We start from the raw sequence: 14,012 nt of genomic DNA, 5'->3' as shown, positions 1-14,012 counted from the left end.
TCGGATCCAGGGGCCGGTTCGGGTCCGGCTCCTGGATCAGGCTCAGACGCCCAGCCGCTCGACCGGGCGGAACGGCTCGGCGAGACCGAAGGCGGAGGGGCCGAAGGCCGCGAGGGCGCCCTCGGTGCGCATCATGTCCGGCGTCGAGATGCCGAGAACGCGCACGCGCTGGCCGTAGCGCAGCCCCTCGGTCGTGATGGGCTCGGCGGTCTCGTGATCCACGACGCAGATGAGATCCGGCACGATGGCGACGACCTCGCCGTCGTGCCGGGCGATGAGGTTCTCGTTCTGGAACAGGATCTCGAAAGAGCCGTCGCCCTCGAGCGGCGCGATCACGGCGCGTCCCTTCGCGAATCCCTCGGTGGTGCGGCGCTCGACGTCGACGACCTTGCCCACGGCGAGCTCGCGTACGTGGGCGTAGAGGGTGCGGGAGAGCGTGTCGGCGATCGCCTCGAAGGGGGAGCGGTGCTCTGCGCGGGCCTCGCGGATCGCGCGGCCGAGGGCGAGCGCCATCGAGATCGTGCGCGGAACGGCGGTCCGGCGCACGTCCGCGCCGGACATCGCATACTCCGCGATGTGCCCGACGCCGCCGAGGCGGATCGTGATCGCGCGGGCGAGCCACTCCATCTGGCGGTCGTCGTCGCCGGTGTCGATGATGACGGTCTCCCCGCGCTCGCCGGCGAGGGCGAGGGGCGAGCCGTGCACGCCGTACACGGCGAACGTCTCCATGGACAGCTCGGGGAAGGCGCGACCCATGCCGTCCGCGTCGACCACCGGAAGCCCGGTCTCCGCGGCGACGACGAGCGGGATCATCGAGTTGATCCCGCCGCACTCGATCGGCATGGTGGCGTCGGCCGTGCGCCCCAGGTGCGCCTCGAGCGCCCTGAGCGCCAGCGTGGGCTCTGTGCCCGCCGGGATCTTCTCGACCATCACGGTCGGCGCGCCCATCTGCGCGGTCGGGATCACGAAGAGATCGTCGGGAAGCTCCTCCGGATCCAGGATCGTGATCGCCCCGTCGCCGAGCACCCGTTCGACGAGCTTGCTGCCGATGTAGGGATCGCCGCCGCCGCCCGTGCCGAGCAGTGTGGCGCCGCGGGCGAGGTCGGGGAGATCAGCGGCCGTGAGCTGCCAGCTCATGCCGCGCCCGCCGTCACGAGGGGTTCTCCGGTCGAGACCGTGCCGTCGTAGCGATGGGCCGGCATGTCGTAGCCGAAGTAGCCGGGACCGACCATCGCGAGCGCCTCGGCGGAGTGCCAGCGCTCGTCGGCCGGGGCCGCGAGCACGCGCACGCGCTGGCCGTAGCGGAGGGCCTCTGTCGTGATCGGCTCCCCGGACTCGCCCTCGACGACCATGATGAGGTCGGGCGTGGTGGCGAGGATCCGCCCGTCGGCCTCGGCGACGAGGTGCTCGTTCTGGAACTGCAGGGTGAGCGCGGCACCGCCCTCGCCCTCGATTCGGGCGCGACCACGAGCGAAGCCGGTCGTCGTGGCGCGCTGCACGTCGATCACCTTCCCGTCGAAGAGCTCGCGTCCGGAGAGCTCGCGGACCGCGGCCTCGACCGGATCGGTCTTCGCTGCACGGGCCTCCGCGATCGCCCGCCCCACGGTGATGCACCGCGAGAGCGAGCCGCCGACGAGGCCCGCGCGGGCCTGTGCGCCCGTCATGGAGAACCCGGCGATCATCGTGGAGCAGCCCATCTCGACGGTCGCGACGCGTGCGATCCGCTCCGTCCAGGTGTTGTCGATCGTCTGCAGGACCGCGACGTTGCCCTTCTCGTCGCTGAGCGCGAGGGGCGAGGCGGTGACGCCGATGAGCGTGGGCAGCACCATCTGCAGTTCGGGGAACGCGCGGCCCATGCCGTCGGCGTCCACGAGCGGCAGTCCGAGCGCGGCGGCGGCCGCGACGGGGATCGTCGAGTTCACGCCGCCCACCTCGGCGCACGCGATGTGGGTGACGGGCCGTCCCAGATGCGAGCCGAGGGCGCGCACGGGCTCGACGACCTCGTCCAGGCTCGGGAGCTTCTCCACCATGACGGTCGGTGCGCCCATCATCGCGACGAACAGCACGTGCGCGTCGTCGGGGACTTCGGCGAGGTCGAGGACGGGGACGGGCCCGTCCGACAGCGCCTGCCGGGCGAGGAGGGATCCGATGTAGGGATCGCCGCCGCCGCCGGTGCCGAACACGGCGGCGCCGCGGGCGAGATCCTCGATCTGCGCGGTGTCGATCTGCCAGCCCATCTCAGGCCCCCATGTCCAGGTCGCCGACGGCCTTGGCGCGGATGCGCGTGGCGTTGCCGGGCAGGTACGGGATCGGGACCTCGTCGAAGTCGATGATCGCGACCGTGGACGGCTTCGCGCCGGCGGCGATCGCCTTGTCGACGGCCTCGGCGCGGACGGCCGCGATGGTCTCGTCGCGCGCGCCGGCGGCGATCGCGTAGACCTTGTCGATCTCGCCGCCGACCTGGGCGATCGACGCGCCGATCGCGTTCGCGACCGCGTAGTTCTCCGGGCGGTGCACGGGGCCGAACGGCTCCAGAACGTCGGGGAGCAGGATGGATCCGCCGCCGACCGCGACGACTGCGATCGGGTCGGGGGAGGTGCGCATCCGGTCCACGGCCTCCGCGACCCGCTCGGCGATGCGCGCGAGCACGCGCGCCACGAACTCCGGATCGAGGTGCGCGACCTTCGCGGGGTCGCCGACCTCGGCGCGCCCCGCCGCGACCGCGATGTCGGTCGCGGTGAGGGTCGAGCCGCCGAAGACGAGCGCTTCTGTGCCGAGGCGGTAGCCGACCGAGGCGGGGCCGACCTCGGCGGTCTCCTCGTCCACGATGCTCCCGCCGCCGATGCCGAGGGAGAGCACGTCGGGCATGCGGAAGTTCGTGCGGATGCCGGCGACCTTCACCTCGTTCGCGGTCTCGCGGGGGAAGCCGTTCACGAGCAGGCCGATGTCCGCCGTGGTGCCGCCCACATCGATCACGGCGCAGTCCTGCAGGCCGCTCGTGGCCGCGGCTCCGCGCATCGAGTTGGTCGGGCCGGAGGCGAAGGTCGCGACGGGATAGCGGCGCACGTACTCGTCGTCCATGAGCGTGCCGTCGTTCTGGCTGAGGAAGATCGGCGCCTCGATGCCGTGCGCCCGGACGGCGGCGGTGAGGCCGTCGACGATCTCGGAGGCGAGCTCGCGCAGGGCGGCGTTGATGATCGTCGCGTTCTCGCGCTCGAGGATGCCGATCCGGCCGATCTCGTGCGAGAGGGAGATCGCCACGTCGTCGCCGAGGACCTCGCCGAGGATCTCCGCGGCGCGCACCTCGAGGTCGTGGTTGACCGGGCTGAACACGGCCGAGATCGCGACAGAGCGGATCCCGTGCGCCTTCATGTCCGCGGCGATCCCGCGCAGCTCCTCGGGATCGAGCGGCGAGATCGGGCGGCCGTCGAACTCGTAGCCGCCGTGCGCGAGATAGCTGCGCGCCTGAGCGGCCTCGAGCAGTTCACCGGGCCAGTCCACGAGCGGAGGGAGGGCGCGGGTCGCGGGCAGGCCGAGCCGCAGGGCCGCGGTGGGCGCGAGGCGGCTGGCCTGCACGAGCGCGTTGATGAAGTGCGTCGTGCCGATCATGACGGCCTCGATGTCGGATCCCTCGAACGGGTGGTGTGCCCGAAGATCCTCGATCGCCTGCGCGATCCCGTCGGTCACGTCGGGGGTGGTGGAGTGCTTCACCCCGGCGAGGGTGCGGGCGCCGTCCATGAGGACGGCATCCGTGTTGGTGCCGCCGACGTCGATGCCGATGTGCATGGTTCTCGCTTTCTCGGTGGTTCTGGGACGAATGGTCCCGTCGCGGGGCGTCGGAAGGCGCCGCACCCCGCGACGGAGTCTGGGGATCAGGCGGCCGCGGCCTCGGCGGGATCGGCCTGACGGGTGGGGACGGCGCCGACCCCGCGGACGAGGCCCAGCTTGCCCGCCACGATGTACAGCACCATCGAGAGGAACAGGCTGACGAGGGACGGGATCCCCCAGGTCACGAAGTAGCCGACGAGCGACGAGACCACCCAGACCACGATCGTGGCGGGGACGATGCGCGGGGCGGAGGCGGGCAGCACGCCCTCCTCACGGCTGGCGTCGAGGTCCCCGCGCCAGCGGCGGACGATGAAGTACTCGGCGACCATGATGCCCGCGATGGGCGGGAACGCCACGCTCAGCACGATGAGGAACTGGGTGAACTGCCCGAGGATCCCCGCGGCGGCGAGGACGGATCCGACGATGCCGAGGACGATCGTCGTCGTCACGCGGTGCAGGTTCTTGCCGAACGTCGTCGAGACGAAGTTCACCAGGCCCAGGGCCGACGAGTAGAGGTTCCAGTCGTTGATCTTGAGCGTTCCGGTGATGACGATGATGAGGCCGACCAGGCCGACCGAGCTCGTGACGATCGCGACGATGTCGCCGGACTTCGCGGCGTGCGCGAGGAGCACGCCGGCCAGGCCGATCACGAACTCGCCGAGCGTGACGCCCACGACGGTCTGCTTGACGACGTCGGCGCGGGAGCGGTTGAAGCGCGTCATGTCGCCGGTGATGATGGCGCCGACGATGAGGCCGCCGGCGACGATGCCGGTGCCGGCCCAGACGGTGATGTGCGGGCCCGGTGCCGGGCTCGTGAGCAGTGCGCCGAGGTCGTGACGGCTGAGCTCCGAGATCACGGACCAGCCCACGAGCACGAGGAACAGGGGCACGGTGATGTTCGCGAGCCACTGCATGCCGAGGAAGCCGAAGGCCACGATCGCGGTGACGGCGAGGCCGAACAGCAGGCTCCACAGCCAGGTCGGCAGCACGCCGGGCATGAGCGCGTCGAGCGACTGCGCGGAGATCGCGGACTGGATGCCGAACCAGCCGATGAGGCTGATGCCGATCGCGAGGCCCACGAGCGCCGCGCCGATCTCGCCGAAGCCTGTCCAGCGGGCGAGGAGGGCCGTGTTCAGGCCCTCGCGCTGCCCGATGAATCCGACGATGCACATGATGACCTCGAGGATGACGGATCCGAGCAGGAACGCGAGCGCGGCCTCCCCGAAGGTCATCCCGTATCCCAGCGTCGCGCCGAGGAGGAACTGCGACAGGGCGGAGACCTGGCCGAAGCGCTGCACGGCGATGCCGAACCAGGGCTTTCGCGCTTCGGGAGTCACGCGGGAGAGGGCGAAGTCGTCGTGCGGCGCGATACGGGCCATGGTGGTTTCCTTCGGGCGGAAGAGGATGGTGCCGCTCACGCTAGTGACGCGTTGCGCGACCCACCATGTGCTATCCGCACTGATCTCATCATCTGTTCGACATTTCGCACATCTTGTGCGTCGGATGTCGGGAGTCGCGGGAGGATCCAGGCTCGCTCGATCCCGATCCCTCCCGGGTCACCCGGGGCCCATCAGGGCGGTGCGCAGCCTTCGTCTACATGTCTGTGATTCCAGACAGGACGTCGTCCCGGGCACTGTCCGAGCGGCGGCCGAGGGTGTGAAATCGTCTCATGGCCCACACTTCCCCCGTCACCATCGGTGCGGCGCCCCTGCGCCCCGAGGACGTCGTCTCCGTCGCCCGCTACCTCGCACCCGTCGTCATCGACGCCGGTGCGCTCGACCGCGTCGCCGCCTCCCGCGGCGTCATCGAAGGCATGGCCGCCGACCCCAAGCCGCATTACGGCGTCTCGACGGGCTTCGGCGCCCTCGCCACGACCTTCATCGCCCCCGAGCGTCGCCGCCAGCTGCAGCTCAGCCTGATCCGCTCGCACGCGGCCGGCACCGGACCCGAGGTCGAGACCGAGGTGGTCCGCGGTCTGCAGCTGCTGCGCCTGCAGACGCTCGCGTCCGGCCACACCGGCGTGCGCCCCGTCGTCGTCGAGACCTACGCCGCGATGCTCAACGCCGGCATCACCCCGATCGTCCGCGAATACGGCTCGCTGGGATGCTCGGGCGACCTGGCCCCGCTCGCCCACGTGGCGCTCGCCAGCATGGGCGAGGGCGACGTCCGCAACGCCGCCGGCGATCTCGTCCCGGCCGCCGACGCGCTCGCCGCCGCCGGCATCGCGCCCCTCGAGCTGCAGGAGAAGGAGGGCCTCGCCCTCATCAACGGCACCGACGGCATGCTCGGCATGCTGTCGCTCGCGCTGCACGACCTCGACAACCTGTTCATCACCGCTGACATCTCGGCTGCGATGTCGATCGAGTCGCAGCTCGGCACCGACGCGGTCTTCGCCGCCGACCTCATGGCGCTGCGCCCGCAGATCGGCCAGGCGGTCTCCGCAGCGCACCTGCGCGCCTTCCTCGGATCCTCCCCGATGGTCGCCAGCCACAAGGGCCCGGACGACGGCCGCGTGCAGGACGCCTACTCGCTGCGGTGCTCGCCGCAGGTACACGGTGCCGCCCGGGACACCGCGTCCTACGCCACCATGATCGCCGAGCGCGAGCTCGCGAGCGTCGTCGACAACCCGGTCGTCACCAGCGACGGCCGGATCGAGTCCAACGGCAACTTCCATGGCGCTCCCGTCGCGGCCGTGCTCGACTTCCTCGCGATCTCGGTCGCCGACGTGGCCTCGGTGGCAGAGCGCCGCACGGACCGCGCGCTCGACCCCGCCCGCAGCCACGGCCTGCCGCCGTTCCTCGCCGACGAGGTCGGGGTCGACTCCGGCCTGATGATCGCGCAGTACGCGGCCGCCGGCATCGTCTCCGAGCTCAAGCGCCTCGCGGTGCCGGCCTCGGTCGACTCGATCCCGTCCTCCGCGATGCAGGAGGACCACGTGTCGATGGGCTGGGCTGCGGCCCGCAAGCTCCGTCGCGCGATCGACGGCCTCGGCCGCGTGCTCGCGATCGAGATCCTCACCGGCGCCCGCGCGCTCGACCTGCGCGCGCCGCTCGAGGCCGGACCCGCCACCGGCGCCGTCCGCGACCTCGTCCGTACCGTGGCCGGCGGCCCCGGCCCGGACCGATTCCTCAGCCCTGACATGGAGGCCGTGACTGCGCTCGTGCAGTCCGGCCAGATCGCTGCGATTGCGAAGGAGCACGCGAATGACTGACACCACCACCACCACTGCCGGCCCGACCCTGTCGGACCCGACCCGTTCGATCCGCGCCCCCCGCGGCAACGAGCGCACCGCGAAGAGCTGGGGCGCCGAGGCCGCCAAGCGCATGCTCATGAACAACCTCGATCCCGAGGTCGCCGAGCACCCCGAGGACCTCGTGGTCTACGGCGGCACCGGCCGCGCGGCGCGCAGCTGGGAGGCCTACGACGCGATCGTGCGCACCCTCGACGAGCTCGAGCCCGACGAGACCCTGCTCGTGCAGTCCGGCAAGCCGGTCGGCGTGTTCCGCACGCACGAGTGGGCCCCGCGCGTGCTCATCGCCAACTCCAACCTGGTCGGCGACTGGGCCACCTGGCCCGAGTTCCGCAAGCTCGAGGCCGAGGGCCTGATGATGTACGGCCAGATGACGGCCGGATCCTGGATCTACATCGGATCCCAGGGCATCCTGCAGGGCACCTACGAGACCTTCGCCGCCGTGGCCCGCTCGCTGGGCAAGGAGTCGCTCAAGGGCACTCTGTCGCTCACCGGCGGCGCCGGCGGCATGGGCGGCGCACAGCCGCTCGCGGTCACCCTGAACGACGGTGCCTGCCTCATCGTGGACGTCGACGAGTCGCGGCTCGCGCGCCGCGTCGACCACGGTTACCTGGACGTCTACTACACCGACCTCGACGAGGCGATCACTCGCGCCGTCGCCGCCAAGGAGGCCGGCGAGGCGCTCTCGGTCGGCATCGTCGGCAACGCCGCCGAGGTCTTCCCGGAGCTGTTCCGCCGCGGTGTGCCGATCGACATCGTGACCGACCAGACCAGCGCGCACGACCCGCTCGCCTACCTGCCCATCGGCATCTCGGTCGCGGACTGGAAGGCCGAGGCCGAGCGCGACCCCGAGGAGTTCACCCGCCGCTCGCGCGAGGCCATGGCCGCGCACGTCCGGGCCATGGTCGCGTTCCAGGACGCGGGCGCCGCGGTGTTCGACTACGGCAACTCGATCCGCGCCGAGGCCGTTCTCGGTGGCTTCGACCGCGCATTCGAGTTCCCGGGCTTCGTGCCGGCTTACATCCGCCCGCAGTTCGAAGAGGGCCGCGGCCCGTTCCGCTGGGCTGCGCTCTCGGGCGACCCGGAGGACATCTACAAGACGGACCGCGCGATCGCGGAGCTCTTCCCGGAGGACGCCGCCCTGCACCGCTGGCTGGAGAAGGCCGGCGAGAAGGTGCACTTCGAGGGTCTGCCCGCGCGTATCTGCTGGCTGGGCTACAAGGAGCGCCACCTGGCGGGCCTGAAGTTCAACGAGATGGTGGCCTCGGGCGAGCTGTCCGCGCCGATCGTCATCGGCCGCGACCACCTCGACTCCGGCTCCGTCGCCAGCCCGTACCGCGAGACCGAGGCCATGAAGGACGGATCCGACGCGATCGCCGACTGGCCGCTGCTCAACGCGCTGCTGAACACGTCCTCGGGCGCCAGCTGGGTGTCGCTGCACCACGGCGGCGGCGTCGGCATCGGCCGGTCCATCCACGCCGGTCAGGTGACCGTCGCAGACGGATCCGCGCTGGCCGCCGAGAAGCTCGAGCGCGTGCTCACCAACGACCCGGGCACCGGCGTCATGCGGCACGTCGACGCGGGCTACGACCACGCGAAGGACATCGCGCGCGAGCGCGGGCTCAAGGTCCCGATGGGGCTCTGAGCGGTTCCGACCCACATCACGCGTCCCGCCTTGTGCCGGTCCCTGAGCTTGTCGAAGGGCCCGGCACAAGGCGGGACGCACCACTCTGCGGAAGGCTGAGGACATGCGGATCCTGATCACCAACATCGGCGAGCTCACGACGAACGTCGCGGACGGCGACGACCCCTGCGGCACCCTGCACGACGCCGCCGTGCTCATCGAGGGCGAGCGGGTCGCCTGGGTCGGCTCGGCGGCCGACGCGCCGGCGGCCGACGAGATCGTGGACGCGGAGGGCCGCGCTGTGATCCCCGGCTTCGTGGACAGCCACAGCCACCTCGTCTTCGGCGGCGACCGCGCTGCCGAGTTCGAGGCGCGGATGCAGGGGCAGAAGTATGCCGCCGGCGGCATCCGATCGACCGTGGCCGCCACACGCGCGGCGACCGACGACGAACTGCGGATCCGCCTGCGCGGTTTCCTCGACGAGATGCTCGCGCAGGGCACCACCACCGTCGAGATCAAGAGCGGCTACGGCCTCGACGTCGCGACCGAGCAGCGCCTCGTGCGCCTCGCCGCGGAGGTCACCCGCGAGGTCACCTTCCTCGGCGCGCACGTCGTGCCGGCCGAGTACGCCGACCGCGGCGACGACTACGTCGACCTCGTGGTCGGCGAGATGCTCGACGCCTGCGCCCCGCACGCCAAGTGGATCGACGTGTTCTGTGAGACCGCCGCGTTCACCGTGCCGCAGTCCCGCCGGGTGCTGGAGGCCGGCATCGCCCGCGGCCTGCAGCCGCGCGTGCACGCGAGCCAGCTGGGTCCGGGCGAGGGCGTGCAGCTCGCGGTCGAGCTCGGTGCGGCCTCGATCGACCATGGCACCTACCTGACCGACACGGACGTGGCTGCGCTCGCGGGATCCGACACGGTCCTCACCCTGCTGCCCGGCGTGGAGTTCTCCACCCGGCAGCCCTATCCGGATGCGCGCCGGCTCATCGACGCCGGCGTCACCGTGGCGCTCGCCTGCGACACCAATCCCGGGTCGAGCTTCACCTCGTCCATGCCGTTCTGCATCGCCGTCGCCGTGCGCGACATGCGCATGACCGTCGCCGAGGCGATCCACGCGGCGACCGCCGGGGGAGCCGCGGCCCTGCGCCGCACAGACATCGGCCGCATCGCCCCCGGCGGTTGCGCCGACCTCGTGCTGCTGAAGAGCCCGAGCCGGGTGCACCTCGCGTACCGCCCCGGTGTGCCGCTGGTCGACGCGGTGTGGAAGGACGGCGTGCGCGCGGTCTGATCCTCCCCGTAGGACTCAGCCCAACACGTCCGCGCACACGGCGGCCGCTGCGGCGGACCATGCCTGCGGACGGCAGGATGCCGGGTACGGCACGGGGGTGACGCCGAGCACACGGGCGTCTCCTGCATGCAATTCGGGCATCCGGTAGCCGAACCCCTCGGCGGCGTCCACGAGCTGCTGCGCGATGTCGGCGGCCTCGGCCCGCAGACCCGCTCGCAGCAATCCGTGCACGGCGATCGCGGTGTCGTGCGCCCAGACGCTGCCGCCGTGGTAGCTCAACGGCCAGAATCCCGCCGCCCCCGACGACATCGTGCGGATCCCGAACCCGCTCGACATCGAGTCGCCGAGCAGCAGCGCCGCGCAGGCGCGCTCCTCGTCGGGATCCAGCAGGCCGGTGCCGATCAGGTGCCCGATGTTGCTCGTGAGCGAATCGACCGCGGCGCCGTGGGCGTCCAGAGCGATCGCGGGATAGCGGCCCTCGGGCGTGGTCACCCAGAACGCGGTGCGGAACCGGGTGCGGAGATCCACCGCCCAGGCGCGCAGTGCGTTCCCGCCGTCCTCGCCGAGCGCATCGAGCAGGCCGGCGCCGCGCACCGCCGCCTCGTAGGCGTACGCCTGCACCTCGCTGAGAGCGATGGGACCCTCGGCGAGGCGCCCGTCGCGCCACTGGATCGAGTCGCCGGAGTCCTTCCAGCCCTGGTTCGCGAGGCCGTGCCCGGTCTCGTCGACGTAGTCGATGAACCCGGATCCGCTCGCGTCGCCGTGGTCGATCATCCAGGCCAGCGCCGCTCGCAGATTCGGCAGCAGCTCGCGCACCTCCGCCTCGGGCATGCCCGCATCGCGAGCGTCGGCGAGCAGACACACCCAGAGCGGGGTGGCATCGACTGTGCCGTAGTACAGCGGGGGGAGGTGCACGCCCTCGCTCGGCAGCGACAGCGCACCGCTGCGCAGCTCGTGCGGGATCTTCCCTGGCGCCTCGGCCGTGGCCGGATCCTTCTTCGTGCCCTGCAGGCGGGCGAGCACCCGCAGCGTCGAGGCGGCGATCGCCGGATCCTGGCGGAGCGCGAGCCGCGCAGCCCAGATCGAGTCGCGGCCGAACAGGGTGAAGAACCACGGCGCCCCGGCGGCGTAGAAGGCGTCGTCCGGATGGGCGGGCAGGGCCAGGCGCAGTGCGGAGAGGTCGCCGGCAGCACGGTGCAGCCAGCGCCGCAGCCGCGGATCCCGGGTCTCGGGCACGGCAGGATAGGCGGGGGTGCCTGGCGAGGTGACGACAAGCGTCGGATCCTCGAGCGCCAGGTCGAAGGAGAAGCCCACCGCCGCGCGCGGCGGCAGCACGGCGGTCCAACGGATCACGAGGGCTTCCTCGGCCGTGATCGTCGCGTCCGGCGCGGTCAGGGCGAACGACCCGGTGCCCGAGGATGCGCGCTCGCCGTCCCAGCGCCATGCACCGGCGTCGGCGAGGCCCGCCTTGACGCGCTGCAGGGGCTCGAAGTCGGGCACGAGGCGCACGGTGACGTCGACCGGTACCGGAATCTCGCGGTGCGAGGAGATCCGGATCTCCTCCGAGACGCCGCCGGGGCGCACCGTGCGGGTGCGTTCGAGGCGCACCTTGGGGTCGGGCTGGTCGTCGTCGAGGCCGCGCAGCACGCTCGTGAACACGGCGCGCTGCGGGGACGGAGAGGACGACGCGATCGCTTCGATCGCGGTGCCGTCGACCGCGACCGTCAGCGACCGCACATGCCGGACGTCGCCGTGATAGACACCGTGGATGGGCGCGGAGCCCATGTCCCCGGTCTCGTCCGACCACACCTGAGTCGGCGCCTGGAGTGCGATGACGGCGTCGTTCAGGAGGGGCTGCAGCGGGGTGTCGGTCATGTGGTTCCTTCGTGAGGGGCGGGCGGGTGTGCGGGTGTGCGGTGGCCGGACGTTGATGAGGGCGGGTTCAGCGGAGGGGAGGAGAGGGCAGAGCCGGGCCTCCGCACGACGCGAGCATCGTGGGGGAGCGGGCGGTCACTCCTTCACCGCCCCGTCACTGGAGTTCATGATGCGCTTCTGGAACATGAAGAACATCACGGCCACGGGGATCGTCATGATGATCGCCGCCGCGAGCTTGAGCGGATACTGCCGACCCTGACTGAGCTGTCCGTTGGCGAGTTGCGCCACGCCCTTGGTGAGGGTGGTGAGCTCGGGGGACTGCGTCGACACGATGAAGTGGGCCAGCTCGTTCCAGGATCCCTGGAACGAAAGGATCACGATCGTGATCAGTGCGGGTCGTGCCATCGGCAGCACGACCGACCAGAACACCCGGAAGGTGCCCGCACCGTCGATCCGCGCCTGCTCCTCGACCGAGGCCGGGATCGACTCGAAGAAGTTCTTCATGATGAAGACCCCGGCAGCGTCCACGAGGAGCGGCAGGATCATGCCTGCGTAGGAGTCGTACATGCCGAGCGTGTTGATCACGAGGAACTTCGGGATCAGCAGCACCACGGTCGGCACGCTCATGACGGCGACGAGTCCGGCGAACACGGCGTTGCGCCCGCGGAAGCGGAGCCGGGCGAGCGCGTAGCCCGCGAGCGAGTTGAAGAAGACCCGGCCCGCCGTGACCACGATCGTGACGATCACGGAGTTCTTGAACCACGTGGGGAAGTCGCTGCGCAGGAACAACTGCGTGTAGGCCTCGGTCGTGAACGTCTGCGGCACGATCGCGAGCGGGTTCGTCGCCGCGTCCGGGTCTGTCTTGAAGCTCGTCGCGACCTGGATGAGGAAAGGGTAGATGTAGACGAGCGCGAGGGCGATGAGCAGCGCGTACAGGACCGAAGTGGAGGCGATCCGCACGGTGCCCCAGCGCCTGCGCCGAGCGACGAACGGGGCGGGAGCGGTGGCGGTCATCGCGGTGCTCCTTCACTCGTGGCGGGTGCTCGGTCGGCGGCGGCGCGTGCGGCGGCGCGTTGCGCGGCCTCCACGTACGGCCGGTTGCGGCGACGGGACACGGTTCGCTCGCGCAGCGCCCAGCGCTGCACGAGCGTGAAGACGATGATGATCACGAACAGGATGAACGCGATCGCGGCGCCCTGGCCCCATTCCTGGTTGATGAACGACGACTGGTACGACTGGTATGCGGGCGTGATCGTCGTCTTCGCCGGCTGGCCGCGGGTGCCGGTGTAGATCTGGTCGAAGATCTGCCAGCAGCCGATGAGTCCGAGCGTGAGGACGGTGAACAGCGTGGGCCGCAGCTGCGGGAGCGTGACCCGCCAGAACCGCTGCCATCCGTTCGCGCCATCCATCATTGCCGCCTCCTGCACCTCGCCGGAGATGTTCTGCAGTGCGGCGAGGAACAGCAGCATGAAGGTTCCGCTCGTGGTGAAGATCGCCATGATGATGTAGACGCACATCGCGACGCTGGGGCCGCCGATCCAGTCCCAGTAGGAGACGCCGAGGAAGTGGTTCTCCGTCAAGGCCGCAGGGCCGGACGAGGCGCCGAAATGCAGGATCCCGGATGGGTCGTTGAGCCAGTTCGGTCCGTTGATCCCGAGCCAGCCGAGCGCGGCGTTCACGGCCCCCGTGGTGGAGAACAGGAACAGGAAAAGGACCGTGATCGCGACGGAACTCGTCACCGACGGGAAGTAGAACGCGGTGCGGAAGAACCCGCGGCCCTTGAGGATCTGCCGGTTGACGAGCACGGCGAGGAAGAGGCTCAGCGCGGTCTGGCACGGCACCACGAGGATCACGTACCAGGCGTTGTTCTTCAGGCTCATGCCGAAGTCGGCCTCGGCGAGGCCGCCGCCGAGCAGCAGGGCGGCGTAGTTCTTCAGACCCACGAACGAGACGCCGCCGGAGAAGGGCGAGCCGCGCCCGCCCCAGTCGCTCACGCTCACCCAGAGCGCCATGAGCACGGGCACGACCAGGAACAGGCCGAGCAGGATCAGCATCGGGGCGGTGAACAGCCACCCCGATGCGGTCTCACCGCGCCGCAGTCCAGGGTGGGACGCGGGACGGTGAGACCGCACGGTGGAGGAGGCCAT

The 14,012-nt window shown here is 71.0% G+C and carries 10 protein-coding genes; 3 read left to right on the top strand and 7 right to left on the bottom strand.

Annotated features, from left to right (window positions below):
* Nucleotides 1-42: 42 nt before the first annotated feature.
* From AC1DCT_RS06045 to AC1DCT_RS06030, 4 genes are all read right to left on the bottom strand, one after another.
* Entirely contained in the window at nucleotides 43-1,137 is a 1,095-nt protein-coding gene (locus AC1DCT_RS06045) for a DUF917 domain-containing protein (protein ID WP_441976394.1), read from the bottom strand.
* The gene (locus AC1DCT_RS06040; protein WP_477428019.1) at nucleotides 1,134-2,237 is read right to left on the bottom strand and encodes a DUF917 domain-containing protein; all 1,104 of its coding nucleotides are present in this window, start codon (nucleotides 2,235-2,237) and stop codon (nucleotides 1,134-1,136) included. The genes AC1DCT_RS06045 and AC1DCT_RS06040 overlap by 4 nt, the downstream gene beginning before the upstream one ends.
* Before the next feature lies 1 nt (nucleotide 2,238).
* The gene (locus AC1DCT_RS06035; RefSeq protein WP_477428017.1) at nucleotides 2,239-3,786 is read right to left on the bottom strand and encodes a hydantoinase/oxoprolinase N-terminal domain-containing protein; all 1,548 of its coding nucleotides are present in this window, start codon (nucleotides 3,784-3,786) and stop codon (nucleotides 2,239-2,241) included.
* Between the two features lie 86 nt (nucleotides 3,787-3,872).
* Nucleotides 3,873-5,207, bottom strand: coding sequence for a purine-cytosine permease family protein (locus AC1DCT_RS06030; RefSeq protein WP_477229497.1), 1,335 nt, complete (start codon nucleotides 5,205-5,207; stop codon nucleotides 3,873-3,875).
* A gap of 290 nt (nucleotides 5,208-5,497) precedes the next feature.
* Between AC1DCT_RS06030 and hutH the strand changes: the two genes are divergently transcribed.
* The 3 genes from hutH to hutI all read left to right on the top strand — a co-directional run bounded on the left by hutH (nucleotide 5,498) and on the right by hutI (nucleotide 9,990).
* Nucleotides 5,498-7,039, top strand: coding sequence for a histidine ammonia-lyase (hutH, locus tag AC1DCT_RS06025; protein WP_477428016.1), 1,542 nt, complete (start codon nucleotides 5,498-5,500; stop codon nucleotides 7,037-7,039).
* Nucleotides 7,032-8,723, top strand: coding sequence for a urocanate hydratase (gene hutU / locus AC1DCT_RS06020; RefSeq protein WP_477428014.1), 1,692 nt, complete (start codon nucleotides 7,032-7,034; stop codon nucleotides 8,721-8,723). The genes hutH and hutU overlap by 8 nt, the downstream gene beginning before the upstream one ends.
* 103 nt (nucleotides 8,724-8,826) lie before the next feature.
* Nucleotides 8,827-9,990: an imidazolonepropionase gene (hutI, locus tag AC1DCT_RS06015; protein WP_477428012.1), complete on the top strand. Its 1,164-nt coding sequence runs from the start codon at nucleotides 8,827-8,829 to the stop codon at nucleotides 9,988-9,990.
* A gap of 15 nt (nucleotides 9,991-10,005) precedes the next feature.
* Here the strand turns inward: hutI and AC1DCT_RS06010 are convergent, their stop codons facing one another.
* From AC1DCT_RS06010 to AC1DCT_RS06000, 3 genes are all read right to left on the bottom strand, one after another.
* Entirely contained in the window at nucleotides 10,006-11,865 is a 1,860-nt protein-coding gene (locus AC1DCT_RS06010; protein ID WP_477229494.1) for a glycogen debranching N-terminal domain-containing protein, read from the bottom strand.
* Between the two features lie 135 nt (nucleotides 11,866-12,000).
* The gene (locus tag AC1DCT_RS06005) at nucleotides 12,001-12,879 is read right to left on the bottom strand and encodes a carbohydrate ABC transporter permease (RefSeq protein ID WP_477229493.1); all 879 of its coding nucleotides are present in this window, start codon (nucleotides 12,877-12,879) and stop codon (nucleotides 12,001-12,003) included.
* Nucleotides 12,876-14,012 carry a carbohydrate ABC transporter permease gene (locus AC1DCT_RS06000; protein ID WP_477229492.1) on the bottom strand — a complete coding sequence of 379 codons (1,137 nt, stop codon included), beginning with the start codon at nucleotides 14,010-14,012 and terminating at the stop codon, nucleotides 12,876-12,878. The genes AC1DCT_RS06005 and AC1DCT_RS06000 overlap by 4 nt, the downstream gene beginning before the upstream one ends.

The organism is Microbacterium sp. 10L49 (assembly GCF_056395125.1).
This window is presented reverse-complemented; position numbering and strand designations above follow the sequence as displayed.

Excerpts from the sequence above, each read along its gene's own strand:
- AC1DCT_RS06045 (WP_441976394.1), bottom strand. The coding sequence starts at position 1,137 with ATGAGCTGGCAGCTCACGGCCGCTGATCTCCCCGACCTCGCCCGCGGC.
- AC1DCT_RS06035 (WP_477428017.1), bottom strand. The coding sequence starts at position 3,786 with ATGCACATCGGCATCGACGTCGGCGGCACCAACACGGATGCCGTCCTC.
- AC1DCT_RS06005 (WP_477229493.1), bottom strand. The coding sequence starts at position 12,879 with ATGACCGCCACCGCTCCCGCCCCGTTCGTCGCTCGGCGCAGGCGCTGG.
- AC1DCT_RS06010 (WP_477229494.1), bottom strand. The coding sequence starts at position 11,865 with ATGACCGACACCCCGCTGCAGCCCCTCCTGAACGACGCCGTCATCGCA.
- hutI (WP_477428012.1), top strand. The coding sequence starts at position 8,827 with ATGCGGATCCTGATCACCAACATCGGCGAGCTCACGACGAACGTCGCG.
- hutU (WP_477428014.1), top strand. The coding sequence starts at position 7,032 with ATGACTGACACCACCACCACCACTGCCGGCCCGACCCTGTCGGACCCG.
- AC1DCT_RS06030 (WP_477229497.1), bottom strand. The coding sequence starts at position 5,207 with ATGGCCCGTATCGCGCCGCACGACGACTTCGCCCTCTCCCGCGTGACT.
- hutH (WP_477428016.1), top strand. The coding sequence starts at position 5,498 with ATGGCCCACACTTCCCCCGTCACCATCGGTGCGGCGCCCCTGCGCCCC.
- AC1DCT_RS06040 (WP_477428019.1), bottom strand. The coding sequence starts at position 2,237 with ATGGGCTGGCAGATCGACACCGCGCAGATCGAGGATCTCGCCCGCGGC.
- AC1DCT_RS06000 (WP_477229492.1), bottom strand. The coding sequence starts at position 14,012 with ATGGCCTCCTCCACCGTGCGGTCTCACCGTCCCGCGTCCCACCCTGGA.